Consider the following 26,401-nt stretch of genomic DNA (forward strand, 5'->3'; position numbering starts at 1 on the left):
ATGACCGTCATCGAGTCTATCCACGAGGATCACGGTGCCACGTTCGGCGAGCGCGCCGATCGACGGATCGTCGAACACTATGGACGGCCGGAGCGCACCCATCGAGCGGTTCGCAACGGCGTCGGCCTGCTCGAACAGGCCTATGGTGTGATCGTCGTAGAGGGCGACGATCGCGTCGAGTACGTCGACAACGTCGTCTCGAACCGGGTTCCGGCGGAAGACGGGAAAGGGTGTTACGCGCTCGTCCTCGATCCGCAGGGCGGGATCGACGTAGAACTCTACATTTACAACGCGGGCGAGCGGCTGCTACTCTTTACCCAACCCGAGACCGCTGAGCCGCTCGCCGAGGAATGGTCCGAGAAGGTATTCATCCAGGACGTCGACATCCGCGTCGCGACCGATGACTACGCCGTCTTTGGCATTCACGGACCGCAGGCGACCGAGAAGATCGCGAGCGTCCTCAACGGTGCCGGCTCGCCCGACGAACGCTACACCTTCGTTCGTGGGACGATGGGCGACGAAGGCGTCTCCGTCATCCGGACCGACGCACTCACCGGCGAGGAGAGCTACGAAGTGATCTGTGCCGCGGACGACGCCGCTGCCGTCCACGACACGCTGCTCAATCAGGGGCTCAACGCAGCTCCCTTCGGCTATCAGACCGTCGAGAGCCTCGCACTCGAGGCCGGATCGCCGCTCTTTCACACCGAGCTCAAGGGGACGCTCCCGAACGTGCTCGGCCTGCGGAACGCACTGGACTTCGAGAAGGGCTGTTACGTCGGCCAGGAGGTCGTCTCCCGCGTCGAGAATCGCGGCCAACCCAGCCGGCGACTCGTCGGCTTCACGCTCGAGGGCGAGGCCGTGCCCGAGTCCGGCGCGGCGGTCTTCGATGGTGACGCGTCGGTCGGCGAGGTGGCCCGCGCTGGCGAGAGCCCGATGCTCGGAGACGTCATTGCGCTCGCGATCGTCGATTACGACCTCGAGAGCGACGAGGTAACGATCCGAGTCGGTGGCGAGGAGGTGGCTGCAACTCGAACCGAACTGCCCTTCGTCGAGGGTTCGGATCGATCCGATCGACTTCCGGAATATCAGTAGGGTACGTATTAATTGGTCGTCAATTCCTGCAGTCGATTCTCGAAAAACGTCGTCAGCTCCCGGGATCCTTTATAGCGGGTAATCCCGCTGTTACTAATCGACGGAGCAACACGACGATCCCGTTCTCGAGGCCGCGGGCGAAGATCGCTTGCTCGTTCGCGTTTTCCCCGGCGGCGTTCGGATAGTACGACCCGATCAGCAGCGTCTCCCGGTCGACGAGCAGGATCCGACTGATCGCGACTTCGTCGTCGCTCTCGATTCCGGTGAGCCAGTCGAGGCCGGTCTCGAACACGCGGGTGTTAGGCAGTTCCGTCCCGAGCGCCGCCGTGATCGCGTCCGTCTGCCCGCCCAGAATCATCGAGAGCTCTCGATCGACCGCCTCCTGCAGGCCGTCGAACAGCGTCTCGGACAGAATGTCCTCATCGACGACGAGGAACGCGATCTCGGACTCCGCCTCGTCGATGAGTTCGATTGTTCGCGACTCGATCGCTTCGTGACCGGTGAGCGACCAGACTTCCTGGACGTGTTCGTTCTCCTCGATGTCCTGAACCTCCGTGTTCTTGAGATGTGTCTCGAGCGTTTCGATCCGGTTGTCGTACTTCTGTCGAAGGGTCTGTGTCGCCTCGTCGATGTCGACGGCGCGATACACCTGCGGACTCGTGTGTTGAACTTCGACCAGTCCCTGGGACTCGAGGACGCGAATGGCATCGTATACTCTCGTCCGGGGCACGTCGGAGATTTCGTGTATCTCCTTTGCCGTTCCACTGGGAAGTTTATTCAACGCCATAAAGCAGCGCGCTTCGTACTCCTGTAGCCCGAGGTCTTGCAACAGGCTGATCGCCTCTCTGGTAGTGTCGTCCTTTGTCATGGCCCAACCACGAATTCGGGTGTCCGAACATCCAGAATAGGGTATGCGGATGGAAAAGGATTCGCGTATTCGTTCCCTTTCACAAATAGCCGTTCGGGACCCTCTCTATCGGAGAGTTTTTCACTCAGATTATCACACAAGCTACTTGGGTATCGGCTCGGTATAAGTGAGTGGCGAGTCCTGTTTGGCCCAACCACAATGGGGCTCGCTGTTTTCGATACGATCGATCCCGGTTCGCCGCCAAGCGAATACGATCGACGAGCGACGGCAGTCGCTTCTACTCACTCGACCGTGGAATCGTCTTCTCGCTCGCGAAGCAGTTCCAGGACCGGTCTGACTTCCGCGAAACGGTCCCCCGGCCTCACAGTATTCGTGCGCCGATCCCAGTCGATAAAGCCGTAATCATCTAATTTGGGGAGGGTAACGTGGTACCGTTCGATGAGAGCCGCAGTATCGCCGTCGGTCGCAGCCGGTGACACATCGATGGAGGCTGATGACTCATTCTGTGGACTTTGGTCGACGAGCGCGAACAGAATGTGCCGCCGTTGTTCAACTTCTAACACTTCGAATAAGAGATTTTGTCCTTTCGACATTTATCTGGTAGAATCGGGCGGCAGTCTTCTTGAAGTCGAGACATTTTCACGCTGAGGTAATTTTTGATTAAGTGAGTGAATGAGGTTAGCTCTGGTGGACGGTAGTAGACATCGTCGGCTCACCTCTGAGCCTGCGAATCGACAGCCGGAGCTACCGTTATAGTAACAACTGAACCGATTTACACGCCGATCGCATAGTCCGCGGTTCCCGCTCACGTCGCTCGCTCCGAACCGCGCTACCGTCGTGCGATCGGCGTGTAAATCGGTTCAGTTGGTACTATATGCCGAGCCGACTCCGCGACTCGAGGATCAGCGCGAGTCCCTCGCCGAGTTGCGGGAGCGCCACGGCGACGACGCGTTACTCGAGGACGAGTAAACGTCGAGACGAGTATATAATGCCGACAGTGGGACAGGCCAGCGGCTACCCGGTCGTCACCGCGACGTGTAGTCGATATGCAACTCGAGCAGCCGTCCCAGAGCGCATCGACAGCCTGGAACGGCACGGTGCCGAACGCAGTCGACGCACGCGTCCTCGGGCTGGTCGTCGTGACGGCCGGTCTCGCCGCGTCGATAAACGTCCCTACGGTGGCCTCCCGATGGCGGCCGCCGCATTCGCGCTGCTGGCGGGCGGCGGCGTCGCCTGCCACCTGCTCGGCGAACGGAAACTCCGGCGACTCACCGACGACCTCGTCGAGCGGTGGAGCACGGCCGGCGGGGAGATCGAGGCCGTCACCCGATCGTCGAACGGGATGCAGACGGAGTGGCGCGTCCACACCCCGAAGGCGAGATCGTCATCGGCGGTATCGCGCTGGTCCCGATCACTCAATTATCCGTCGAGTGGCGGGGTATCGGCGATACGATGGCCGCCAGCGAGGCGGCGGCGAACATTGACCGGCTCGCCGAGAGCCTCTACCGGGAAATCTTCGAGTTCGATTCGAATCGGTAAGCCGTCGTCTCCTGACCGGTATTTTGTTCGACAGTGTGTTCGGTCGTGGTAATCAGTTCAGCGTCTCCGCGCTCAATCGCCGCGAACGCTCGACAATTCGTCTCTGCCGGCTATCCGGTGGTCGACTCGACTCTCGAAGCCGCCACACTCATGGTCGTCGCGTTTGGGTTCGGACTCGTCCCGCTAGCGACCGCCGCTCACGCTCACGTCCGACCGGTCTCCACCGCAGTCGGCGTCGTTGCGCTGTTGGTCGGCGTCACGCACTCCGCCCTCACGTCGGCCACCCACGACGAAGCCCCACCCCACACCACCCCACCGGCTCCTCCCTTTCACCGTCATCCGTGCGATCGCGTGGCCACTCGAGTCACTGGTCCACTCCCGACTCCGGGAATGGGACGGCGGGAGGTTCACCGACGGCGGAGACGCCCCGTGAGTCCGTTCCGCCGGTCTCGCTACCTACCACCCGTGACTACCTGGACCATCACTCGAATAACTCCTCGTGGCGCTGTGCCAGATTCGTATATTCGCCTGCGGAGAACTCCGCAAGGATTTCCCCCGCATCGATCCCCGTCTCCTCGAGCGGCGTGATCTCGGCGGGAACGCCGCGGACGAACGACTCCGGCGGGATAGCGTACTCGTCGGGGACGACGGTCCCGGCGGCAACGATGCTCCCGCTGCCGATCGTTACGTCAGTGTTGATCGTCGCGTTGAATCCGATCAGCGCCCGCTCCTCGACGGTCGTCTCGTTGAGGACGGCCCCGTGGCCGACCATTACTTCGTCGGCGAGTCGCGACGCATGAATCGTAGCGTTGTCTCCGACGTGTGTCTCTCGACCGATGTGGACGGGACCGATGTCACCGCGGCAGACGACGCCGGGCCAGATACTTGCGTCCGCGCCGATCTCGACGTCGCCGACGAGGATCGCCTCTCGGCTTACCCGTGCCGTGTCGTCAACCATCGGTCGGTCCCCCTCGAACTCGTAGCGTCTGCTGTCGACCATGCATGAACGGACCACGAATGCGTGCATAATACCGAATCACGATACTCGTGACAGTCACGCTCGAGCGGAAGTCGGCCGGCCCGAATCGGAGTCAGCATCATTCAGATTTCGAGACCGATTGAAACCATCAGATACCATCTAATGGTTTGCAAGCCCACTACTTATCCCGTATCGAGTCGGATTACTAGTCGAACACATGCCCCAGTCAAATTCCCCCATTCGAGCGATGTTCGATGCACAGCGAACCGCAGTCAAACAAAGTCAGCAGCTGTTCAAGCACAGCGTGGCCACCCAACGAAACGTCGACACAATGGCCCTGACCGGGATCAAAGGTCAGGAGTCCCTCCAGCGCCAGCAACTCGAGCTCGCGCAGGCGGCGACACACGGCTACCTCAGCGCAACGGCGGCGATGCTACCGAGCGACGACGACCCTGAGGCCCATCGGACCATCGACGAGACCTTCGACCAGCTCAAAACGACTCACGCGGAGGTTTACGAGGCGCTCGAGCGCGAACTCGAACGAGGCGTCGACTCCGCTGACGAACTCTCCGGAGAGTTCGTCGATGCCCTCGATGAGCAGACCGACCAGCTCCTCGAAATCACGGAGGCCGTCGAGGACCAGACGGTCCAGAACGTCGACGAACTCTCGGGACAGCTCCGCGAGCAACTCGACCAGACCCAGGAGCTTCAGGATCGGCTCGAGGACCAACTCGAGCGCCAGACCGGTGATGTCGAGGCACTCCTCGAACGGCAGGCCGAACAGGTCGAGCAGTTCCAGCAGCAACTCGAGGAGCAGACCGAGGCGGTCACCCAGGAGATCCCGGTACAGGGGACTGACGAGCCCCACACGAAGATCGAAACCGATCCGGAGCATACCCTCGAGTCCGTCGAGGGAATCGACACGGATACCCGCGAACAGCTCTCGGAAGCCGGCATCACGACTATCGACGACCTCACGCGCGCCGGTCCCGAGGCCGTCGCCGAGGCCGCCGATATCTCGGAGGACCAGGCCGAAGACTGGATCGAGCAGGCCGAAGCGTAAGCCGGCTCACAGCGAGTCGCAACTGTCGCCCTCCCGGTATCAGAGGGACGAGAGCACGGAGCTCGACGCTTCTTTGTTCATTTCGAGGGATCGAAACGACCGACAGCCGCTCAGGACTCGATCTTGTCGACGATTTCGCGAGCCTGCTCTTTCGCTTTGTCCTCGCCGACGTGCTTGTCGATCAGAACGCTGGTGACCTCCCAGTCGTCCTCCCCTTCGACCTTGCCGGTCCGGACCTCGCTGCCTTCGGAAACCGACTCTGCCGGCTGCTCCGCCCAGTCCGGGGTCCGTATCTCGTCGTACTGATCGGGATCGCGAAACCGAACGTGAATGTAGTCGTCCTCTGTTTCGACTTTATTGATATCTGGCGTGTCGGCCATAGGGGATTTTCGACGGCAGTACCTCTAAATCACGACCCTGAATGTGCCTCGGTCGCGTCTCGGCCGATACAGTGGCGATACCCTCTTGCGATCGACACCGCACGAACCGGCAGGATTCGGCGCGGACACTATCCGAATCGGGTTCCTACGTGCTCCCATGCTCGTCCTCGGCGACGCCCACGCGTCAGACCCCGACCGGTGTGCGACCCTGCTTGAACTCTATCGAACCCTCGATCCCGATCGCGTGCTCCAACTCGGTGATCTCGAGCGGTACGACCTCCCGGCACCGACGTGGTTCATCGCGGGCAACAACGAGGATTTCGACGTGATCGAGGCGCTGCGGGCGGGCAACGACCCCGCAGAAACGAACAACGTCCACCTTCTCGCGAGCACAGCGGCGACGGTCGACGGCCTCCGCGTGGCCGGTCTCTCGGGCAACTTCGCACCCACGCGGTACGATCGATCGCGAGACGACCTTGTCGGCGAGCGCCGCCGCCACTTTACCCGCGAGGACATCGAGCGGGCCGCCGAACTCGAGGACATCGACGTCCTTCTCACGCACGAAGCGCCGAACGGTCTGCTATCCTATGGCTACGACCCCGGCTGCGAGTACGTCGACGATCTGCTCGAGACGATCTCGCCCGAGCTCTGTCTGGTCGGCCACCACCATCGCCACCGCGAGGCCGAGATCGCAGGCACCAGGGTCGTCAGTCTCGCGCCCGCGTGGGAGCGCTACTACACGCTCGAGCCGGAGACACTCGCACTCGAGAGTCACGAACACGACCTCTCGGGGAGCGACTGAAAAGCGGCGCAGAGAGAAAGAACTGACGCAGACGGCGGTGGATCCGCGTTAGAACGTCTCGAGGTAGCGGTCGAGCTCCCAGTCGGAGACGTCAACGAGGTAGTCCTCGAACTCCTGGCGCTTGGCCTCGACGAACTTGGAGCTGACGTGGTCGCCGAGCGCGTTGTAGATCGCTTCGTCTTCCTCGAGCGCGTCAACGGCTTCGCCGAGGTTCGACGGCAGCGTGTCGATGCCGTACTCCTCGCGCTTTGCCTCGTCGAAGTCATAGATGTTCTCGCGAACCGGGTCGGGACAGTCGAGATCCTTCTCGATGCCGTTGAGTCCGGCGTGGATCATGACGGCGAGTGCGAGGTAGGCGTTACAGGACGGATCCGGCGAGCGTAGTTCGACGCGCGAGGCCGCAGGCGTGCGTGCCGCCGGCTTGCGGATCAGTGACGAGCGGTTGCGGTCAGACCAGGCGACGTAGACCGGCGCCTCGTAGCCCGGCACCAGTCGCTTGTAGCTGTTGACCGTCGGGTTCGCGATTGCCGTAATTGCCGGCGCGTGCTTGAGGATGCCGGCAGTAAAGGCGTGGGCCTCGTCGCTCAGGTTGAACTCGTCGTCCTCGTCGTGGAAGGCGTTCTCGCCGTCTTCGGTGAACAGCGAGAGGTGGGTGTGCATCCCCGAGCCGTTGATTCGCGGGATCGGTTTCGGCATGAACGTCGCGTGGAGGTCGTGCTGTGCGGCGATCGCGCGGACGACGGTGCGGAAGGTGCCGACGTTGTCAGCCGTCGTCAGGGCGTCGTCATAGGTGAAGTTGATCTCGTGTTGGCCTTCGGCGACCTCGTGGTGGCTCGCCTCGACCTCGAAGCCCATGTTCTCGAGACCGTAGATGATGTCACGACGAACATCACTCGCGAGGTCTTTCGGCGCGAGGTCGAAGTAGCCACCGGCGTCGTTGGTCTTGGTCGTTGCGCGGCCGTCCTCGTCCTCTTCGAAGAGGAAGAACTCCGGTTCGGGCGCGGCGTTGACGGTGTAGCCCATCTCGTCAGCGCGCTCGAGCGCGTTCTTGAGAACGCGGCGCGGGTCGCCCTCGAAGGGTTCGCCCGTGTAGGTATCATAGACGTCACAAATCATTCGGGCGGCGGCGCTCTCCTCCTTCTGGCGCCACGGGAGAATCGCGAAGGTGTCCGGGTCGGGCTTGAGTCGCATGTCCGATTCCTGAATGCGAACGAAACCTTCGATAGAAGAACCGTCGAAGTAGATACCTTCAGTAAATGCCTTCTCAGCCTGCCGGGCCGGCACGGAAACGTTCTTGACCGTCCCCAGAATGTCAGTGAACTGCAGTCGGAGGAAGTCAACGTCTTGCTCCTCGATTTCGTCCAATACCGCCCGTTCAGTGTCAGTAAGGTTGCCGCTTGTCATTTTTCTCGTCGTGCTATCCTCGTAACTCTGCTACTAAAACCCTACTGTTCCGTGCAAATCTTCTCTCTCCACCGGTAAACTGCATATTCGTAAATTTCTAAAGGCCCCAGTGCGAGGGTAGATGTGATGACGTACGAAATCTCGATGCAAAATTAGTGAATTCACTTCTCGGCGACGGCCGAGCGAGCCTGCGGAGCCTTGCCGAGGAACTGGACGTCTCCGTCACGACCGTCTCGAATCACCTCTCCAATCTCGAGGAGCAGGGCGTAATCGACGGCTATACGCCAAAAGTCGATTACGATGCGGTCGGCTACGACGTGACCGCCGTGATTCAACTGCAAGTCGAGGGGAACGCCTTACCCGATGTCACCGACACGCTGCGCGAGCACCGCCAGATGACCAGCGTCTACGAGGTCACCGGCGACTATGACGTGATTGCCATCGGCAAGTTCGAAGATACTGATGGGATGAACGACCAGATCAAACAGCTGCTGACCGATCCCGATATCAAGGCCTCGAATACCAGCGTCGTTCTTAACGCCGTCAGCGAGAACGAACAGTTCGAGCTCGAGGTCGACGAGAACGAATAATTGGTCGATCCTTTTCGGATACGATACATTGCGAGCAGTGGCGACGCCAATCAAACCACTGGAGCGAACAAAAAGAGTAGCTAACGAATGATGATTATCCTCTCGACCGGATGTCGGCGAGCGAGTGGTTCGAAGAACCCGAGCGACGCCGTTCACCGAGCGAAACGCGGTTCTCGCCCTTCGGGCTCCGAACCGCGGAACGTGAACGGGCGAAGCCCGTGAGCGTGCAGCGCTCGGGCCGACGACTGATGTGAGGGGGCGCAACGCGCCCCCGAACGGAGGGAGGAGTGCTTTTAATCGAATTTTTGCCGAGGGTGCGCCTACGGCGCACCCGCAGAGCAAAACTTCGTTCCTACATCATGCCGCCCATGCCACCGCCCATGCCGCCCATGCCGCCAGGGGCACCGCCGGGGCCACCAGCCTCGTCGTCGCCCTTGTCGGTCGACAGATCGCCGGCGGAGATGATGTCGTCGATTTTGAGCACGAGGTTGGCCGCTTCGGCAGCGGAGGTGACGGCCTGTTCCTTGGCGTGGGCCGGTTCGACGACGCCGGCCTCGAAGGTGTCCTCGACGTCGCCCGAGAAGACGTTCAGGCCGGCCGTGACGTCGCCGTCGTCGTGGGCCGCACGCAGGTCGACCAGCGTGTCGATCGAGTCGAGACCCGCGTTCCCGGCGAGGACGCGCGGAACGAGCTCGAGCGAGTCGGCGAAGGCCTCGACGGCCAGTTGCTCGCGGCCGGAGACGGAGTCAGCGAAGTCACGCAGTCGGGAGGCGAGTTCGACTTCGATTGCACCGCCACCCGCGAGGACGCGGCCGTCGGAAACGGTCTGTGCGACGACATCGAGCGCATCGTTGACGCCGCGTTCGAGTTCGTCAACGACGTGGTCGGTCGAGCCGCGAAGCAGGAGGGTAACGCCGTGGGCGTCCTCGCCCTCGACGTAGAACAGCTCGTCTTCCTCGTCGCGAGTCACGTCGCCGAAGCCGAGGTTAGCCTCGGTCGCGTTCTCGAGGTCGGAGACGGTCGATGCGCCGACGACCTCCTGGAGGAACTCGAGGTCGGACTTCTTGGCGCGGCGCACGGCGAGGATGCCTTCCTTGGCGAGGTAGTGCTGGGCGAGGTCGTCGATGCCCTTCTGACAGAAGACGACGTCAGCACCGAGGTCGGCGATTTTGTCGACCTTCTCGCGGAGCTGTTTCTCCTCGCGGTCGAGGAACTTCTGGAGCTGGTCCGGATCCGTGACGGAGACTTCGGTGTCGACGTCGGTCTCCTCGACCTCGATGGCCTCGTTCAGGAGCAGAATGTCGGCGTCTTCCGCCGAGCGGGGCATGTTGTCGTGGGCGGGGTCCTTGTCGATGATGCCGCCTTCGAGGAGGTCGGATTCGCCGGCACTGCGACCGGTCTGGGTCTCGATGTTGAGGAACTCGAGGTCGACAACGTTGTTGCCGTTCTCGTCCTCGACGGTGACCTGACGGATGGCTTCGACGATCAGCTGGGCGAGGTGCTCTTTGTTGACCTCGGTGCCCTTGCCGGTCATCGAGGTCTCGGCGGTCTTCCGGAGGAGTTCCTCGTCGTCGGTGTCGATGTCGGTTGCGATGTCATCGATCTCCTCGCGGGCCTGCTCGCTGGCGAGGTGGAAGCCCTTGATGATCGCCGTCGGGTGGATGTCCTGCTCGAGGAGATCCTCGGCGTTCTTGAGGAGTTCGCCGGCGATCGCGACGGCCGTCGTGGTGCCGTCGCCAGCTTCGTCTTCCTGCGTTTCGGCGACCTCGATGATCATCTCGGCCGTCGGGTTGTCGATGTCCATCTCCTTGAGGATGGTGACGCCGTCGTTAGTGATCGTCACCGATCCCATGGAGTCGACGAGCATCTTGTCCATCCCCTTCGGGCCGAGCGTCGACTGGACGGCTTCAGCGACCGCACGGGCGGCGCTGATGTTGTAATCCTGGGCGTCCTTGTCCTTGACGCGCTGGGAGTCCTCGCTCATTACGATCATCGGCTGCCCCTGCTGCATTCGCTGACTCATAGTCGAGCGGATGATTGATTGTGATTCTACATAAATCTTTCTAATAAGGCCGAACAGCAGCAGCGGTACTCGGTCCGGTTTGGGGACAAAAACCACCGTAGTGCGGGACCATCACCGCAGTTTCTGCCGTCAGAATTCGTCCGGCAGTCGTTGTCAGCCGAACGCCGGGACGGTGTTTTTATATATGAGGATGTTGTGGCAGTTTCTGCCAGTACTCCATCGCTGCACTCCATTGCTGCGCTCGTTGGCGGAAGCGCTGCTCCCGACAGCACAATAACGAGCGATTTGCTCGGCTGTAACGGTTCTCAGTCATGCATTGAGCGGTAGTAGAAATCATAACTTGAATCCGAGTCAACACAACAGAAGGGTTATCCCGGTAGTCCCGTATTACCATTCGAGCAATGGACGAGTCCCCGTCCTTTCCCGAATCGTTTGATGACCCGCGGATCACCGCCAAGTTCTGTCATCGGCTCTCCGGCACTGCTGGCGATCTCGTTCTCCTCGGCGTCGTCCACGACCATCCCGCGAGTATCGCGCGCGTCAAACGCGTCCTCGAGCGTGTCGAGCCGGAGACGCTCGCACTCGAATTACCGCCCGTCGCGTTACCGCTGTATCGCGCGTACGCTCACAAGAGCGACGCGGACGGCCCGGCATCGCCGCGGTTCGGTGGCGAAATGAGCGCGGCGATCCGCGCTACCCCCGACGCCGATCCCGTCGGCATCGATGCACCGAACGTCTCCTTTCTCCGGCGACTCGTGCGCCGATTGGTCTCCGACCGCGTCTCCCCCGGGACAGCTCGACGCGTCCTCTCGAGTGTCGGCGGTGCGACCCGTGAGGCACTGGCGTGTCGAGTCGCCGCGACGCTGAACCACGCGACCTCGATGACCGTCGTCCCCGGCGATCGAGTCGAGTACGACTGCGAGCCGGACGATGCGCCGGACCAGCAGGCCGCCCACGAGCGCTCGCACGTCGCCAGCGTGCAGGCGCTGCTCGGCAGCGTCGAGACGGACGGCTCCGCGTTAGACTACCGAGACGACACGCGCGAACACTGCATGATCGAGCGCCTCGAGAAAATCCGATCAGAGCCGGGTGACGTCGTCGCCGTCGTGGGCGTCGATCACCTCGAGCAACTCGCGACGGCACTCTCGGCATAGGATCGATGCGTTCTCAGTAGTGATCGATGCGGTCTTGCGCCAACAGAAAACGACCGGTGTTAGCGTCGCGCAGGTGGTTCGATCTGGATTTCGCCGTCGCCTCTGACCGTGACGTGGTGGCCGTCGACAACGAAGGTGAGCGTGCCGCCGGTTCGTGGCGTGCCGTCGTGGCGCGGTCGAAAGAGTTCGTTCAGAGCGTCCGGATCAACGGTATCGTACAGCGAGATGCGGCTGTCAGTCACGTCGACGCCCATGCAGTCGGCCAACGCGTGGATGACGGTCGTACTGAGCGCCGCCGGCCCGTTCGGGTCGTGCGTGGCGCGATACAGGGATGGAGAGCGAGACTGCGAGGTGGAGGGTGCATATCCGTTCATAACTGTTCGTCCCTTCCCACTCTCTGTTTGGAGACCAAAAGCGTAATCGTTCATTACTGGGCGAACCCGTCGAATCAAACAGAGACACTGGTCATTTTCGGAGAATTTCGTTGAGTATGAGACAGGTCGGACGAAGCGGGCAACAACAGTCCGATCGCAGTCGATGGGAACTCAAGAGTGCTCGGTTCCGTCGTCGACTGCGTTCGCTCGAGTGCTCGTCACTGTCGCAGTCCAGAAATACAGTTCCAGCAGTACGTAAACGTCTGGTCGGCCTCATTTCGTGCCCCGCAGTGGGGACACCGGATCGTCTCCCCGTCGAAATCGGGTTCGCGGTCGTCGTCAACGTGGTCAGGATCACCGATATCCTCGGACGCACGAGGGTAGCGATCCGGGCCGGGTGAGGACCGCATGCTCGCGCGATTGGGATCGGCGAGCGACGGCGCGCGCTCACCGTCTCCGTCGTCACGGCGGGCATACAGGTAATACAGTAGCAGATGTAACAGGGCGAACAACATGATATAGCCGATGAGCCAGCCCCAGAGCTCCATCACTGTGTGGTACGTTCTCGAGGCACTTGGGTATTCCCTGATTTTTGGGACGGAGAGTGTCAGGATGACGGGAACGTTCGTCGCCGTCGGCCACTGATTCGACAGTTCCGTCCATTAGTTCGGCCATGCGCGACGACTGCACTACCAGTTCCCCGAACGTCTTCGGCACTCGGTGATCCTCGAGACTCAAAGGCCCATTTGAGCTTGGGGTAGGTTCTTTTCACCCCCGTCCCATCGATCACCTATGGATCGAAGACAGTTCCTTGCGGCATCAAGCGTCGGACTCGCGGCAGCGGCCGCGGGCTGTACCGGAAGCCCACTCAGTAGCGACGAGACCGACTCGACGGACCCCGGATCGGCAGCTGATGAGGCCAGCAATGACGGCGAGATCACGGTCAGCGCCAGCGGCGAGGTCGAGACGGCCCCGGACAAGGCAATCGCCGACGTCGGCGTCGAAGCGTCCGGCGAGACCGCCGACGAAGTGACCGAAGCGCTCTCGACCGGTGCCGAGCAGCTTCGCACCGCGTTCGATGACCTCGGCATTCCCGATGAGAACGTCGAAGAAGGACAGTACCGGGTCTACCCGAGACGCGGACGCGACGGCGAAAGCGAGGGATTCCGGGGCGTTCACTCGTTCGAAGTGACGCTTACCGACACCGACCGTGTCGGCGAGGTCATCGACGCATCGGTCGACGCCGGTGCCGACACCGTCGGCCGGGTGAACTTCACGCTTCAAGAGGAGACCCGGTCCGAACTCCGAAAGGACGCGATCGATGCTGCACTGGCGAACGCCGACGAGGAGGCGAGCCATATCGCCGACAACCGCGAGGTCGAACTCGAGGGGACGACGGCCGTCACGACCGGTGACGTGCAGGTGCATTCGGTTCGACGCGAGACCATGGCCGCCGACGACGCGGCGAGCGGCGCAGCGCCGCCGACGGAGATCGATGCGGATCCCGTCACCGTCAGCGCCAGCGCGACGGTGACGTATTCGTTCCCCGAGTGACTCCGCCGGACCGAGTGTCGCCTGAACCGAATCGACCAGTCTCGACCGGCGCTGAAGTGGCGACCGTCTCACCGTCGGAATACGTTGGCTGCCCCAAAACCGAACGGCTTTTGAATTATTAGGCGAGCCTAAACCGTATGGGCTCGACACGGCAGTCTGATCGAAGTCGCCGATCGTTCGTCGCGACGGGGATCGCGGCCGGGAGCGCGGCGTTTGCCGGCTGTATCAGCGAGAGCAGCGGTGGCTCGGAGAACGGAACCGGCTCGTATACCGTAACGATGGCCCCGATGGGCGAAGTCGGGTTCGACGACGTCCCCGAGACGGCGTTCGTCACCTTCCCCCAGTACGCGGACATGGCGGTCGCGCTCGGCCACGGTGACGCGGTGGAGACGCTCTTCGCCCCCGAGATGTCCGGGACAACGATGAACGCGTTCTATGAGCGACTCGAGGGCGTCTCCTTCGAGTGGGAGGGCTTACAGAACCCCCTCAAAGACGGGCTCAGTGAGGAGCAGTTGTACGCCCTCGACAGCGACGTCCACTTTCTCGATCCGTCGTACGTGGTAAAGACCGACGACAACTGGACCGCGTCCGATATCGCGGATATTGCCGAGACGATCGGCCCGTGGATCGGGAACTTTCACAGCGGGGTCCACAGCGAGCCGGCACCGGCCTACGCCGACAGCTACGAATACTACACCCTCTGGGAACTCTTCGAAAAAGTGGCGGCCGTCTTTCAGGAACGCGAACGGTACGAGGCGCTCGCCGATCTCTACGCGGAGACACGGTCGCACATCGAGTCAAACCTCCCGCCCGAGAGCGAGCGACCGACTGTCGCCAGAGTCACGCTGGGAGACGGCGTGTTCTATGCGTATCACCTCAACACGCCCGGCTTCTGGCAGGCCGAAACGCGACCGCTCGGCGCTCACGACGCCCTCGCCGACGTCGAGTGGTCGGGCGACTGGGGCGAAGTCGACTACGAAACGATGCTCGAGGCCGACCCGGATGTCGTCCTCCACCTCTGGGGTATCACGCCGCGGTATGCCATCGAGAACGTCCGTGAGCGGTTGAAAAACGACGCTGCCGGCAGCGAACTGACCGCGGTACAGAACGATCGAGTCCTCGCCAGCGGTATGCGGTACCAAGGGCCGATCATGAACCTGTTCCAGCTCGAGATGACGGCCAAACAGCTCTATCCCGAGCAGTTCGGTGAGTGGCCCGGCTACGCGTCGGGCGACCCGTATCCGGAGATTCCGGCCGACGAGCAACTGTTCGATCGCGACCGAGTCGCAGAGATCGTCACCGACGGAGCGTAAGATGACGGGCGAGACCCCCAGCGGCGACGGTGACGCGGACCGCGCGTTTGACGCCGATGTCGCCATCGTTGGCGGCGGCCCGGCGGGCTGCTCGGCCGGCGTCTTCACCGCGCGGTACGGCCTCGAGACGGTCGTCTTCGATCGCGGCTCCTCTTCGCTGCGCCGGTGTGCCTGCCTCGAGAACTACCTCGGCTTCCCCTGCGGAATCGACGTCGAGACATTCCTCGAGTTAGCGCAGACCCACGCCGTAGAGGCAGGGTGTCGCCTCCGCGAGGACCTCGTGGAATCGGTCGCTGCGCTCACGGACGACGAGTTCGAAGAGGACGACGGCGAACCCGAGGGCGCGGCGGAGCGCGAGGGGTTCCGACTCGAGCCCCAAGAGGGCGACCCCCTCACGGCCCGATTCGTCGTCGCCGCGACGAAGTACGACGGCGAGTACCTTCGCGGACTGGACGACGACGGGGCGCTGTTCGTCACCGAGGACGGCGCCGACGGGAGCATCGAGCGGTTCGACCGCGCGTATCCCGATGACGAGGGACGGACGCCGGTCGACGGGCTCTACGTCGCCGGCCCGCTGGCCGGGTGCGGCGATCAGGCGATCATCACGGCGGGCCACGGCGCAACGGTCGCTCGGGCGCTGCTCCGGGACCTGCGCCAGAGAGAGGGGTACTGGGGGACGTTCGCAACGCAGTACGACTGGCGTCGGGACCGTGAGGACCGACAGGAGGAGTGGGCCGATCCCGAGCGGTGGGTCGACCGGCTCGCGGCGACCGCACCCGATGACCGCGACGCCGACGAGATCAGACGGCTCGCCGAATCCTACGTCGCCGATCGCGACGAGACCTACATCGACACCGAGACCGCGTCGCGGCGAGCCGAGCGCGGCCAGCGGCGGCTCGCGGACATCCTCGACGACGAGGTGCTACTCGAGGCCGTCGACGACGCGGCGATCCTCGAGCGGGCGGCGGCGCTCGAGCGATCCGAATAGCGAATCTTCGCTCCGAGTTCGTCGGCTTCGGTTCCATCTCGCCTGCGATGGATCTACCAACGGAGTCCGTGTCTTTTCAGTTGATTTCCCCGACGCGTTCGATGATGCGACCCTGTTCGACCGCGAGCGTGTCACGGAGATCGTTACCGGCGAGTTCTGAGTCGTCGCGGACCACAGCGGTCGCGCTGGTGCGCCGGTTGACTCTTCACAGCAAGTCGTTACCGGGCGACGACGGGGGGTCGGTAGCGCCCGACTTTCCCGCTCAGCTAGTCCCCGACTCGCGACCCGACCATCGCCGCCAGACCGGTGAATGCGAACATCGCTGCGACGATCACGACCGCGATGGCGGTCTGGAACGACCGCAACGCTATCGACCCGCCGATTTCGACGTGGACGAGCCACAGCGCGTCACCCAGGAACCACAGCATCGGTAGCGCACCGATGAGCCCGGCCCGAAAACCGACTCGAGAGCGGACGGCCGACGGTCCTTCGTAGAGATAGCCGGCGAGGAGTCCGCCGAACACCACCGGCCAGAGGCCGATTTCGCTCCCGGTCTGCCAGTAGGCAACCGTCGTAAACGGGAACGCAACGAGACCGCCGACGATCGCGTACCGCCAGCTATCGTCCGCTAAGGGGATCGGAGACTGCGATCACGAGCCATACGTGCCGATAGTGTTGGTGGAAATATAACTATTGTGTAGCGACACGAGTGCTACTATCCCGCGGGCGACCGACCGATACGGTTCCGGCTCGAGTCACGGTCGCGTCGGTGCAGTCGCTACGGGAGGACGGTTGGAACGAGAGAAGACGAAACTCGCGTGCGGCGATCAGTCGTCGGCGGGAACGGCCTGCTCGGTCTGGGATTCGGCCATCGCGAGCACGTCGTCGAAGAAGTCGAGGGTGTCTTCGGGACCGGGGTTCGCTTCGGGGTGGTACTGGCGGGTGATGACGTCGTACTCGATGCCGTCGATCCCCTCCGGCGTGTCGTCGTTGACGTTGATCTGGGTGATCTCGAGGTGCTCACCGGGGTCGGCGACGGTATAGCCGTGGTTCTGGGTGGTCATGACGACCTGCCCGGATTCGAGATCGAGGACGGGCTGGTTGACACCGCGGTGACCGAAGGTCATCTTCTCGGTGGTGCCGCCAAGCGCTTCGGCGACGATCTGCTGGCCGAGACAGATGCCGGCGACGGGGGTGTCCTCAACGAATTCCTCGACGAGGGTGATTGCCTGCTCGAAGTTGACCGGGTCGCCGGGGCCGTTCGAGACGAACAGGAGGTCGGGGTCGACGGCCTCGACATCGGCGACGCTCGTGTCGTAGGGTAGCACGTGGACGGTCGCGTCGCGTGCGACCAGTGAGTCGACGATCGAACCCTTCGCGCCGCAGTCGATCAGGGCGACGGTCTCGCCGTCGTTGTCCTCGCCGTAGACCGTGGGTTCGTCGACGCTGACCTGCGCGCCGATGTCGGTGTGGTCGCTCATGGCCTTGCACTGCTCGAGTTGCTCTAAGGCGTCGTCCTCGGTGACGTCCTCGCCGACGGCGATGCCGCACTTCATCGCACCGCCGTCGCGGATATCGGTGACGATGTTGCGGGTATCAAGGTGGTCAACCGCAGGAACGCCCTCACTCTCGAGCCAGTCGACGACGTCCTCGGTGAGTTCCTTCGCGACGACGCCGCGGGGGTGGACGCGCTCGTCCTCGAAACGCTCCTCGCGGACGCCGTAGTTACCGATCAGCGGATACGAGAACGTGAGAATCTGCTCCTCGTAGGAGGGGTCGGTCAGACTCTCCTCGTAGCCGGTGTATGCTGTCGTGAAAACAATTTCACCGCGAGCCGTTCCTGACGCACGACCACGCCCCTCGAGTACGTGGCCGCCTTCCAGTGCGACGTAGGCTTCCGTCATTACGATCTACGTATCGGATGGACCGTCATAAGTGTTGTCTTCGAAGCTCAGTTACGATTTTCGTAATCGGTAAGTGCAAGTCACACGTAGGTACGCATCTTCATGGACGACCTGGACCGACAGATCCTCGATATCCTCCGGCGGGACAGCCGAACGCCGTACACCGAGATCGCCGACGAGGTCGGAACGAGCGAGGGGACCGTCCGCAACCGCGTCGAGCGGATGATGGACGACGACGTCATCGAACGCTTCACCATTTCGACCCGGACCGGCAACGTCCAGGCGATGCTCGAGATCAGCGTCGCAGTCGACGTCGACACCAAGGGTGTCTCCGAGCGGATGGCTGAATGGGATGAGGTCGACTTCGTCTGGATGGTCTCGGGCGAGCAGGACGTCGTGCTCGTGGTCGACGCCGCGGACACACGCGGGGTCAACGATCTCATCACGAAAGCGCGCGATCAAGAGGAGGTCGTGAGCACGAAAACGCGTCTGATTCTGGACGAAGAGCTCGGCTAGGACGAGCGGTCAAACGTGTTAGTCGAGTTCCCCGAACCGATCGGGTGGCCGCCGGTTGTCGGTCGCTTGCTCGAAGGCGTACGCCAGTTCGAACAGGCGGGATTCAGTGAACGCCCTGCCGAGCAGTTCGATACCGACCGGGAGCCCGTCGTCCGTGAAGCCGGCCGGCACGACAATAGCGGGCAGTCCCGTATGCGCGGACAGCTCGCAGTTCATCTCTTCGAACGGCTGGTGTTCGGGAATCTCGACGGGAGGAATCGTCGATGGCGGATACAGGATGGCGTCGAGGTCGTGCTCAACCAGCCTCGAGAGCGTCGTCTCCGCGAGTCGCCGTCGCCGCCGGAGTCGCCGGAGGTACCCGACGTTCTTGTCCAGCGACTCGGTGTCCACGTCGAGGATACCGGCCTCCCCCAACCGGGATTCGATCGATGGGGCGACCGTTCCCGTGTCGACGACCTCGGTCAACGAGTCGTGGGGCGTCGCGTCCCCGAGTTCCGACAGGTACTCGTCGAAGTCACGCGCGAACTCGTACTGAAGCACTCGAGCGCTCGCGAGGCGGTCGACGTCGACAACCTCAACGGGGTCGACGATCGTCGCACCGGCCGCTTCCATCGCCTCGATAGCATCCTCAACGACGGTAGTGACCGCCTCGGCGTCGGCCGCGGACGCGTTCTCCTCGTTCTGGAGACCGAAGAACTGCCGGGCGATGCCGATGCGTGCACCGTCGAGACCGCCATCGTCGAGGTGGGAGACGTAGCCGTCCGCCGGAACCTGTCCCGCGCCCCTGGCCGTGACCGGGTCTTCGGGGTCGTAGCCGGCCACGACCTCGAGCAGCCGCGCAGCGTCCGCGACGGTCCGGGTGATGGGACCCAGCGTGTCCTGCGTCTCGCTCAGCGGGACGATGCCCGTCCGGCTAACCAACCCTCTGGTCGGGCGGACACCGACGACATCGTTGAATGCGGGCGGTGACCGGACGGACGAGCAGGTGTCGGTCCCCGTTCCGATAGCGCCGAGATTCGCGGCGATAGCCGCCGCAGTGCCGCCGCTGGACCCCGCCGGCCGTCGATCGAGGTCGTAGGCGTTCCGCGTCGCACCGCCGAGCGAGCTGATCGTGTCGACGCCGAACGACAGCTCCTGCAGGTTCGCCTTCGCGATGATGACGACGCCGGCGTCACGGAGCCACTTGACGGCGAACGCGTCGCGTGACGGCGTGGACTCTGCGAGCGCTGCCGACCCCGCCGTAGTCGGCATGTCGTGGGTGTTCTGGTTGTCTTTGAGGACGACCGGAACGCCGTGGAGGGGGCCGACGAACCCGTCGCTCTCGAACCGCGCATCGAGCCGACGAGCACGCCGGCGAGCGTCGTCGTTTATCGTCAGAATCGCGTTCAGATCGCCGTCGTAGGCGTCGATACGCGCCAGATAGCGGTCGACGAGCGCTTCGGCGGTGACGCGTTCGTCTGCCATGGCCGCGTGAATGTCGGCGATGGTCGCCTCGACGAGATCGAACGAGTCAGTAGGCGATGTGGACATGAGATGGTTCGAATCCGTACAGGGTAGTCCCGAACCAGGGACCTGAATCTGTCGCCCGGCGGTATTAGTTCGCAGTCGTCGTCTACAAACCGATGGCAAACCGGATCCAGCTCAGTGACTGGGACACGGTGATCGACGAACTGCACCGGTTCGGCGAGACCGGAGACGTGACCACCGGCGACGATCGGATACGGATCGACTTCGGCTCCGCACACCTCGAGGTCTCGCGGACCGGACGCGTCAGCACGGGGATGCCGCTCCACGACTTCGAGCAACAAGGAGAGGTCGATCTCGTTGTGGATCACGGCGCGGGATCCCTCACGATCGACGCTGACGACGTAGTCTACACGTTCAGGCGACCCAGCGGGTGACGGCGTCGTTGCTCCATCAATCCCCGCGTACTGCCGCGCGCCACCGCAGAGGGGTTTATCAGGCGGCTGTAACGCGTCGGTCTCTCAGTCAGCTTCCTTCTCACCGGGCGGTGCTTCCTCCTCACCGGGCGGTGCTTCCTCCTCACCGGGCGGCCTCCCCACGCCGGGCGTCGGCCGTTCGATCGCGTCGATCACCTGTTTCCGGTTGTGGATCGCCCGATAGCCGCGCCGAAGCAAGCGATCGAATCCGGTGCGGGAGACGCGCGCGCTGACGTCGCCATCGCGGATTGCGTCGACGATCGACGCAGGCGTGAGCCGATCAGCCTCGACGACCGTGTACGCCCGCCCAACCTCGAAGGGGTAGTGAGCGTCGCTCCCGCCGACTAGCGGGAGGTCACGCCCGTTCGCTAACTCCTCGACGAGCGGCTGCGAGCGCGGGTGTTTGCCGTTGACTTCGATCGCATCGAAGGGGACGTCCTCGAGTTCCCGGACTGTACTGTTCCGGAATGGATGGGCGACGATCGCAGCACAGTCGCGGTCGTGTGCCAGCGCGACCGCCTCCTTGGGGGAGAGTGCGCCGGGTTTCGTTGCCACCGGCGGGTCGGGCCCGACGACGAGGACGTGACCGCGGTCGGTCGTGATCTCGATCCCCGGCAACGTTTCGACGTCCGGCGACGGATCGAACGCCGTGTAGTAATCGTGGTTAGTTGTCGCGACGCCGTCGAGACCACGTCGCTCGGCCATCTCGGTGAGCAGTCGAACGCCGAGCGGGTCGTATCGGTCGCCGAGCGACCGCCGACCGTGGAAGAATCGCGTGTGCGTATGGAGATCGACCGCGTACATAGGAGAGCAAACGCCGGGCAGACCCTTTTGCATGCGGCCGGCATGCACTGCAGTATGACACCTGCGGAGGCGAGCGAGCGTGTTCTCGTCCTCAACCCCGTGAGCGGGAGCGGGGATCACGTCGACGACGTCGTCGAACTCGCGGACGACCACGGCTTCGAGATTCGAAAGACCGAGGAGGGCGGCGACGCGAAGCGGTTCGCCCACGACGTTGCACCCGATGCCGATCTCGTCGCCGCGGCCGGCGGCGACGGCACCCTCAACGCCGTCGTCAACGGCGTCGCCGCCGCGGACGCCCTCGAGACGACGACCGTCGCCGTCGTCCCCGCGGGAACGGGGAACAACTTCGCGACCAACATCGGGATTCAGGGGCTCGAGCACGCGTTTACGGTGATCGAAAACGGCCGACGGCGGTCGATCGATATCGCGACAGCGAACGATCGAATCTTCGTCAACTCCTGTGTCGGCGGGATCACCGCCGAGGCGAGCAGCGAGACGACTCCGGAGAGCAAGGCGGATCTCGGCGTGCTCGCGTACGTGAAGAACACCGTCGAGACGGTCGGCAAGTTCGACTCGCTCCCCCTGCGGGTGGAGACGGCTACGGGTCCGAACGGCGAGACGGCCCAGGCCTGGGAGGGCGAGGCCCTATTCGTCCTCATCGGGAACTGCCGACGGTTCACCGGCGTGCGAACGGCACAGGCGAACGTTGAGGATGGCCTGCTCGAGGTCACGATCGTCGAGGACGCCGCGGCGACCGATCTGCTCGGCGGCGCGGCCCTCGAAGGGTTGTTCGGGCAGGAAAGCACCCACATCGTCCGCCGCCGAACGCCGTCGCTGGTGATCGAGAGCCGCAAGGACTCGATCGAGTACAGCCTCGACGGCGAGATGCTCGAGACCGAAACTGTCCGGCTCGAGACGGACCCTGGCGCGCTCACGCTCCCCGTCGGCGACGGCTATCGGCCGAATCCCGACGAGGAGGAGCGGTGGCCCATCGGGACGCCTGCGAATCAGTAGTTCACCGACGCTATCGATTCGAAACAGCCGAGGCGAGACGATACTGGTTTCAAGAGCCGCCGTAATTGTGCGGGTATGAGCACGCCGGAAGAGGACCTGCAACACGAGAACGCAGGACAGGACGTGATCGCTGTCGACGCTGACGACAACGAACTCGAGTTAGTCAACCGTCTCGACGCTCACACGGGCGATGGCATTCGCCACCGGGCGTTCACCTCGCTCGTCTTCGACGGCGAGGGGAACGTCCTGCTCGCCCAGCGAGCGCCGGATAAGCGCCTGTGGGGCACCCACTGGGACGGCACCGTCGCCTCCCACCCCGTCGAGGGCCAGAGTCAGAAGGAGGCGACCCGCCAGCGACTCGAGGAGGAGTTGGGGATCACGCCCGACCAATACGACGACCTGGAGGTGACCGACCGCTTCGAGTACAAGCGCTACTTCGAGAACGCGGGCGTCGAGCACGAGGTCTGTGCCGTCCTGCAGGTGACGCTGTCCGATCGCAGCCTCGACCCCGACGAGGAGGAGGTCGCCGGCCTGCTGTGGGTTCCCTACGAGCGACTCCACTCGAACCCGGAGTGGTACCGACAGCTGCGACTCTGCCCGTGGTTCGAGATCGCCATGCGCCGGGATGTCCGGTAAGACGGCGACAGATCGACTCACACCGAACCAGTAATACGCTCGACACGAGGTCAAACTACCCGACTCGAGAACGGCGTTCGTCGGAGATGAGTCCAGGCGAAGCTGGCCACTCGAGCGTACGAACGGTGGTTTCGTGATCGAAAGACGACGCCGAACGGAGCTACTTCTCGCGACCGAACACTGTCCGGAAACAGTACACGAGCGGGAGGTTTATGGGGGAGTGCCCACACATGCAGGATAGACTGCGATGGTCATTGGTACGCTCAGACGTCTTCTTCGGGGGAGTGTGATTACGTCGTCCGCGTCGGTAAGGGGGTCGACCGCCGCGGAAGCGACGGCGGAGTCGGAGCCGTCGGCCGGCGTGGAGCGGCTTGCCGACGAGCCGCTCGATATCTGTCTATTGAGTTATCGATCGAACCCGTATTCTGGGGGACAGGGCGTCTACGTCAAATATCTGAGCCGTGCGTTGACCGACCTCGGTCACTCTGTCGACGTCATTTCGGGGAAACCGTATCCCGAACTCGACGATGATGTCGGGCTCGTGAAACTGCCCGGCGAGAACATCGTCGATGAACTCGACCGGCTGGGACAGTTCGACTCGTCCTATCTCCGCGATCCACTGGCCCTGTACGAATGGCTGAGTGCACTCACCGGCGGGTTTCCGGATCCCTACGTCTTCGGCCGGCAGGTCGTCGACTACTTCGAGGAGCACCAGCCCGCATATGATGTCGTCCACGACAACCAGTCGCTCTGTCACGGACTTCGTGCCCTCCGCAAGCGGGGCCACCCGGTCGTGGCGACCGTTCACCATCCGATCACCGTCGACCGCGACGCCGCGCTCAAGGCGGCCGACGACTGGGGGGAGCGGCTGTTGATCCGGCGCTGGTATCGATTCCTCCGGATGCAACGCGAGGTCGTTCAGGAACTCCCCACATTCTGACCGTTTCCGAGTCGGCCAAACACCGCACTGTCACCGACTTCGGAGCCGACCCCGAGTCGATCCGCGTCGTCCACAACGGCATCGACACGGACCTGTTCGAACCTGTCAATCGGAGCGCCAATCGTCCGCGCGTGATGACGACCGTTAGCGCCGATGTTCCTCTCAAGGGAACCCGATATCTGCTCGAGGCGTTCGCGGCCGTCCGCGAGGAGATCGACGCCGAACTCGTCGTTGTCGGCGAGTTCGACGAGGGCGGTGACTGCGATCAATTGATCTCGACATTGGGAATCGGGGACGCGATCGAGACCCACAGCGAGATCAGCTACGAGCGAATGGTCGAACTCTACGGGACCGCCGACGTCGCGGTCGTCCCCTCGATCTACGAGGGATTCGGGCTCCCGGCGGGTGAGGCGCTGGCCTGTGGCGTTCCGGTCGTGGCCACAACCGGCGGGGGGCTCCCCGAAGTGGTTGGCGACGCCGGCGTCCTCGTTGACCCGGGCGACGCCAACGCGCTGGCCGACGCCGTCCGGGACCTGCTTGCGGACGACCAGCGCCGCCGTCGACTCGGCGAGCGGGGACGGGAGCGTATCGTCGAGGAGTTCGATTGGAAGCGGGCCGCCCGCGAGACGGTGCACACGTATCGCAACGCCATCGAAACGCGGTCACAGGGTGCCTGATATGGAGACGATCGATTTCGACCGGCTGACACTGACCCCGGGAATGCGCGTCCTCGACGTCGGCTGCGGCGAGGGCCGTCACGTCCACGCCGCTGCCCTCGAGAACGTCGCCGAAGTCGTCGGTTTGGACCTCGAGCGGGAGAACCTGAAAGCGGCCCGCGATGATCACGCGGAGTACATCGCCCCGGAGTCGGACGTGCCGGTCACCTTTCTCTCGGGGGACGCGCTCAGGCTTCCCTTCGGGGACGGCGCGTTCGACGTCGTCTGCTGTACCGAGGTCTTAGAGCACCTGCCCGACTACGAGTCGGCCATCGACGAGCTTCGACGCGTCTGTGCGCCCGACGGCACGCTCGCGGTGAGCGTTCCCAGAGCGGGGCCCGAACGGGTCTGCTGGGCGCTGTCAGATGACTATCACAACGTCGAGGGCGGACACGTCCGTATCTTCGACCGCGAGGAGTTACAGGCAGCCATCGAACGACGCGGATTCGAACGGGTCGACGGCCACTTCGCTCACGCCCTGCACGCGCCCTACTGGTGGCTCAAGTGTCTCTGGTGGGACCGCGACGAGCAGGGCGAGCCGCCGCTTCCGCTGCGGGCCTACGACCGCTTCCTCGAGTGGGACGTCCTCGAGTCGCCCCGGCCAGTGCGGCTGCTCGAGGAGGCGCTCGATCCCATCGTCGGCAAGAGCGTCGTCTACTACTTCGAGCTGGAGGCAAGAGCGTGAGTAACGTTTCATCGGGGAAGTCACTGGAGGATTGGGGGCTCGAGCCCGCGGTCGACTATATCGAGCGCGTGCAGCGGTCGGACGGGCTCATCCTGTGGTATCCCGACGGGCCGGCCGACCCTTGGGACCACGTCGAGAGCGCGATGGGGTTGTCGGTCGCCGGCCGCTACGGGGCCGCTCGCCGCGCGTACCGCTGGGTGGCCGACGCACAACACGACGACGGCGCACTGTGGGCGACCTACGGCGAGACCGACAGTGACGGCAACGACGGGGCCCACGCTGGCGACGAGCCGCGCAAGGAAACCCACCGTAGCGCCTACGTTGCCGTCGGTACCTGGCACCACTACCTCTGTACCGGCGATCGGGAGTTCCTTGAGGAGCTCTGGCCGACCGTCCGGGACGCCGTCGCGTTCGCGTGCGACCAGCAGGCTCCGTCCGGCGAAATCTACTGGACCGTCGGCGCGGACGGCGAGGTCTACGAGGACGCACTGATCTCTGGCTGTGCCTCAATCTACAAGAGTCTGGCCTGTGGCGCAGCGATTGCAGGCGAACTCGGTCATACCGACGCGCATGACCGCTGGCTCGCAGCCCGCACCCACCTCGGCGAGGCGATCCGGACTCGCCCCGACCGCTTCGACCGCACCTGGGAGAGCAAGTCTCGGTACGCAATGGACTGGTTCTATCCCGTCCTCTGTGGCGTGGTGACCGGCGGGCCGGCACGGGAGCGCCTCGAGGCCGGCATGGATCGCTTTCTCGAAGAAGGACTGGGCTGTCGCTGCGTCGCGGACGAACCCTGGGTGACCGTCGCCGAGTCATGCGAACTCGTCGTCTCGCTGGCCGCGGTCGGTCGGACGGAACGCGCCCGCGAGGTCCTCGAGTGGCTCTTTCAGTGGACCGACGACGAGGGCGTCTTCTGGACGGGCTATCAGTTCGAGGACGAGGCGTTCTGGCCGGGTGACCGGCCGACGTGGACTGCGGGTGCGGCGGTGCTGGCCGCGGATGCGCTGTCAGGGGTGTCGGGGGCCGCGGATCTGTTTACTGATCCGCTATTCGAATGAACTGATTTAGGTGAGAGTGCCCAGATATGCTAAAAGGCGGCTCAAGTTAAGACAATACTGTTTGA

Annotated in this window: 25 protein-coding genes and 2 pseudogenes; 16 read left to right on the forward strand and 11 right to left on the reverse strand. The window is 63.5% G+C overall.

Annotated features, from left to right (window positions below):
- A complete protein-coding gene (locus K6I40_RS21095; protein ID WP_222916252.1) occupies positions 1-1,092 on the forward strand; it encodes an aminomethyltransferase family protein in 1,092 nt (363 codons plus the stop codon).
- A gap of 52 nt (positions 1,093-1,144) precedes the next feature.
- On the opposite strand, the gene K6I40_RS21100 is transcribed toward K6I40_RS21095, so the two are convergent.
- Positions 1,145-1,960 (reverse strand): helix-turn-helix domain-containing protein, encoded by an 816-nt coding sequence (locus tag K6I40_RS21100; RefSeq protein ID WP_222916254.1) that lies wholly within the window; start codon positions 1,958-1,960, stop codon positions 1,145-1,147.
- Between the two features lie 1,046 nt (positions 1,961-3,006).
- Between K6I40_RS21100 and K6I40_RS21105 the strand changes: the two are divergent.
- A pseudogene (locus K6I40_RS21105) lies at positions 3,007-3,499 on the forward strand (hypothetical protein).
- A 481-nt stretch (positions 3,500-3,980) separates the two neighbouring features.
- On the opposite strand, the gene K6I40_RS21110 reads toward K6I40_RS21105, so the two are convergent.
- Positions 3,981-4,499: a gamma carbonic anhydrase family protein gene (locus tag K6I40_RS21110; protein ID WP_222916255.1), complete on the reverse strand. Its 519-nt coding sequence runs from the start codon at positions 4,497-4,499 to the stop codon at positions 3,981-3,983.
- 196 nt (positions 4,500-4,695) lie between these two features.
- Here K6I40_RS21110 and K6I40_RS21115 point away from each other — a divergent pair, with 196 nt between their 5' ends.
- A complete protein-coding gene (locus tag K6I40_RS21115; RefSeq protein ID WP_255681822.1) occupies positions 4,696-5,541 on the forward strand; it encodes a helix-hairpin-helix domain-containing protein in 846 nt (281 codons plus the stop codon).
- Positions 5,542-5,651: 110 nt separating this feature from the next.
- On the opposite strand, the gene K6I40_RS21120 is transcribed toward K6I40_RS21115, so the two are convergent.
- The gene (locus K6I40_RS21120; RefSeq protein WP_222916257.1) at positions 5,652-5,921 is read right to left on the reverse strand and encodes a hypothetical protein; all 270 of its coding nucleotides are present in this window, start codon (positions 5,919-5,921) and stop codon (positions 5,652-5,654) included.
- Positions 5,922-6,078: 157 nt separating this feature from the next.
- Between K6I40_RS21120 and K6I40_RS21125 the strand changes: the two genes are divergently transcribed.
- The gene (locus tag K6I40_RS21125) at positions 6,079-6,723 is read left to right on the forward strand and encodes a metallophosphoesterase (RefSeq protein WP_222916259.1); all 645 of its coding nucleotides are present in this window, start codon (positions 6,079-6,081) and stop codon (positions 6,721-6,723) included.
- A 48-nt stretch (positions 6,724-6,771) separates the two neighbouring features.
- Here K6I40_RS21125 and K6I40_RS21130 read toward each other — a convergent pair whose 3' ends face one another.
- Positions 6,772-8,127 carry a glutamine synthetase family protein gene (locus K6I40_RS21130; RefSeq protein WP_222916261.1) on the reverse strand — a complete coding sequence of 452 codons (1,356 nt, stop codon included), beginning with the start codon at positions 8,125-8,127 and terminating at the stop codon, positions 6,772-6,774.
- A 155-nt stretch (positions 8,128-8,282) separates the two neighbouring features.
- Here K6I40_RS21130 and lrp point away from each other — a divergent pair, with 155 nt between their 5' ends.
- Positions 8,283-8,717, forward strand: coding sequence for an HTH-type transcriptional regulator Lrp (gene lrp, locus K6I40_RS21135; RefSeq protein ID WP_222916263.1), 435 nt, complete (start codon positions 8,283-8,285; stop codon positions 8,715-8,717).
- 352 nt (positions 8,718-9,069) lie between these two features.
- Here the strand turns inward: lrp and thsB are convergent, their stop codons facing one another.
- Positions 9,070-10,728, reverse strand: a complete 1,659-nt coding sequence (gene thsB, locus K6I40_RS21140; RefSeq protein ID WP_222920423.1) for a thermosome subunit beta — start codon at positions 10,726-10,728, stop codon at positions 9,070-9,072.
- A gap of 413 nt (positions 10,729-11,141) precedes the next feature.
- Between thsB and K6I40_RS21145 the strand changes: the two genes are divergently transcribed.
- Positions 11,142-11,894, forward strand: coding sequence for a hypothetical protein (locus K6I40_RS21145; protein WP_222916265.1), 753 nt, complete (start codon positions 11,142-11,144; stop codon positions 11,892-11,894).
- A gap of 59 nt (positions 11,895-11,953) precedes the next feature.
- Here the strand turns inward: K6I40_RS21145 and K6I40_RS21150 are convergent, their stop codons facing one another.
- Entirely contained in the window at positions 11,954-12,268 is a 315-nt protein-coding gene (locus tag K6I40_RS21150; protein WP_222916267.1) for a HalOD1 output domain-containing protein, read from the reverse strand.
- A gap of 218 nt (positions 12,269-12,486) precedes the next feature.
- The gene (locus K6I40_RS21155) at positions 12,487-12,816 is read right to left on the reverse strand and encodes a hypothetical protein (protein ID WP_222916269.1); all 330 of its coding nucleotides are present in this window, start codon (positions 12,814-12,816) and stop codon (positions 12,487-12,489) included.
- A gap of 244 nt (positions 12,817-13,060) precedes the next feature.
- Here K6I40_RS21155 and K6I40_RS21160 point away from each other — a divergent pair, with 244 nt between their 5' ends.
- From K6I40_RS21160 to K6I40_RS21170, 3 genes are all read left to right on the forward strand, one after another.
- Positions 13,061-13,822, forward strand: a complete 762-nt coding sequence (locus tag K6I40_RS21160; protein ID WP_222916271.1) for an SIMPL domain-containing protein — start codon at positions 13,061-13,063, stop codon at positions 13,820-13,822.
- A 137-nt stretch (positions 13,823-13,959) separates the two neighbouring features.
- Positions 13,960-15,135: an ABC transporter substrate-binding protein gene (locus K6I40_RS21165; protein ID WP_222916273.1), complete on the forward strand. Its 1,176-nt coding sequence runs from the start codon at positions 13,960-13,962 to the stop codon at positions 15,133-15,135.
- Position 15,136: 1 nt separating this feature from the next.
- On the forward strand, positions 15,137-16,123 hold the full coding sequence (locus tag K6I40_RS21170) for an FAD-dependent monooxygenase (protein ID WP_222916275.1): 987 nt from the start codon (positions 15,137-15,139) through the stop codon (positions 16,121-16,123).
- 266 nt (positions 16,124-16,389) lie between these two features.
- Here the strand turns inward: K6I40_RS21170 and K6I40_RS21175 are convergent, their stop codons facing one another.
- Together K6I40_RS21175 and carA are read right to left on the reverse strand one after the other, a co-directional pair.
- Positions 16,390-16,761, reverse strand: coding sequence for a DUF5518 domain-containing protein (locus tag K6I40_RS21175; RefSeq protein WP_222920424.1), 372 nt, complete (start codon positions 16,759-16,761; stop codon positions 16,390-16,392).
- A gap of 189 nt (positions 16,762-16,950) precedes the next feature.
- On the reverse strand, positions 16,951-18,027 hold the full coding sequence (gene carA, locus K6I40_RS21180; protein WP_222916277.1) for a glutamine-hydrolyzing carbamoyl-phosphate synthase small subunit: 1,077 nt from the start codon (positions 18,025-18,027) through the stop codon (positions 16,951-16,953).
- Positions 18,028-18,129: 102 nt separating this feature from the next.
- Between carA and K6I40_RS21185 the strand changes: the two genes are divergently transcribed.
- Positions 18,130-18,543: an Lrp/AsnC family transcriptional regulator gene (locus tag K6I40_RS21185; protein WP_006430489.1), complete on the forward strand. Its 414-nt coding sequence runs from the start codon at positions 18,130-18,132 to the stop codon at positions 18,541-18,543.
- A gap of 18 nt (positions 18,544-18,561) precedes the next feature.
- On the opposite strand, the gene K6I40_RS21190 is transcribed toward K6I40_RS21185, so the two are convergent.
- Positions 18,562-20,073 carry an amidase family protein gene (locus K6I40_RS21190; protein ID WP_222916279.1) on the reverse strand — a complete coding sequence of 504 codons (1,512 nt, stop codon included), beginning with the start codon at positions 20,071-20,073 and terminating at the stop codon, positions 18,562-18,564.
- Positions 20,074-20,165: 92 nt separating this feature from the next.
- Between K6I40_RS21190 and K6I40_RS21195 the strand changes: the two genes are divergently transcribed.
- Complete coding sequence (locus tag K6I40_RS21195; RefSeq protein WP_222916281.1) at positions 20,166-20,444, forward strand: hypothetical protein; 279 nt, start codon at positions 20,166-20,168, stop codon at positions 20,442-20,444.
- Between the two features lie 84 nt (positions 20,445-20,528).
- Here the strand turns inward: K6I40_RS21195 and K6I40_RS21200 are convergent, their stop codons facing one another.
- Positions 20,529-21,287: a CehA/McbA family metallohydrolase gene (locus K6I40_RS21200; protein WP_222916283.1), complete on the reverse strand. Its 759-nt coding sequence runs from the start codon at positions 21,285-21,287 to the stop codon at positions 20,529-20,531.
- A gap of 42 nt (positions 21,288-21,329) precedes the next feature.
- On the opposite strand from K6I40_RS21200, the gene K6I40_RS21205 reads away from it, so the two are divergent.
- The 5 genes and pseudogenes from K6I40_RS21205 to K6I40_RS21225 all read left to right on the forward strand — a co-directional run bounded on the left by K6I40_RS21205 (position 21,330) and on the right by K6I40_RS21225 (position 26,336).
- Positions 21,330-22,301 carry a diacylglycerol kinase family protein gene (locus K6I40_RS21205; RefSeq protein ID WP_222920425.1) on the forward strand — a complete coding sequence of 324 codons (972 nt, stop codon included), beginning with the start codon at positions 21,330-21,332 and terminating at the stop codon, positions 22,299-22,301.
- Positions 22,302-22,376: 75 nt separating this feature from the next.
- Positions 22,377-22,937, forward strand: coding sequence for an NUDIX domain-containing protein (locus K6I40_RS21210; RefSeq protein ID WP_222916285.1), 561 nt, complete (start codon positions 22,377-22,379; stop codon positions 22,935-22,937).
- A gap of 247 nt (positions 22,938-23,184) precedes the next feature.
- A pseudogene (locus K6I40_RS21215) lies at positions 23,185-24,554 on the forward strand (glycosyltransferase family 4 protein).
- Between the two features lies 1 nt (position 24,555).
- The gene (locus K6I40_RS21220; RefSeq protein ID WP_222916287.1) at positions 24,556-25,278 is read left to right on the forward strand and encodes a class I SAM-dependent methyltransferase; all 723 of its coding nucleotides are present in this window, start codon (positions 24,556-24,558) and stop codon (positions 25,276-25,278) included.
- Complete coding sequence (locus K6I40_RS21225; protein WP_222916289.1) at positions 25,275-26,336, forward strand: prenyltransferase; 1,062 nt, start codon at positions 25,275-25,277, stop codon at positions 26,334-26,336. Before K6I40_RS21220 ends, K6I40_RS21225 begins: the two co-directional genes overlap by 4 nt.
- The last annotated feature ends 65 nt before the right edge of the window (positions 26,337-26,401 follow it).

The organism is Natrinema sp. SYSU A 869, from assembly GCF_019879105.1.
Taxonomy (GTDB): Archaea; Halobacteriota; Halobacteria; order Halobacteriales; family Natrialbaceae; genus Natrinema.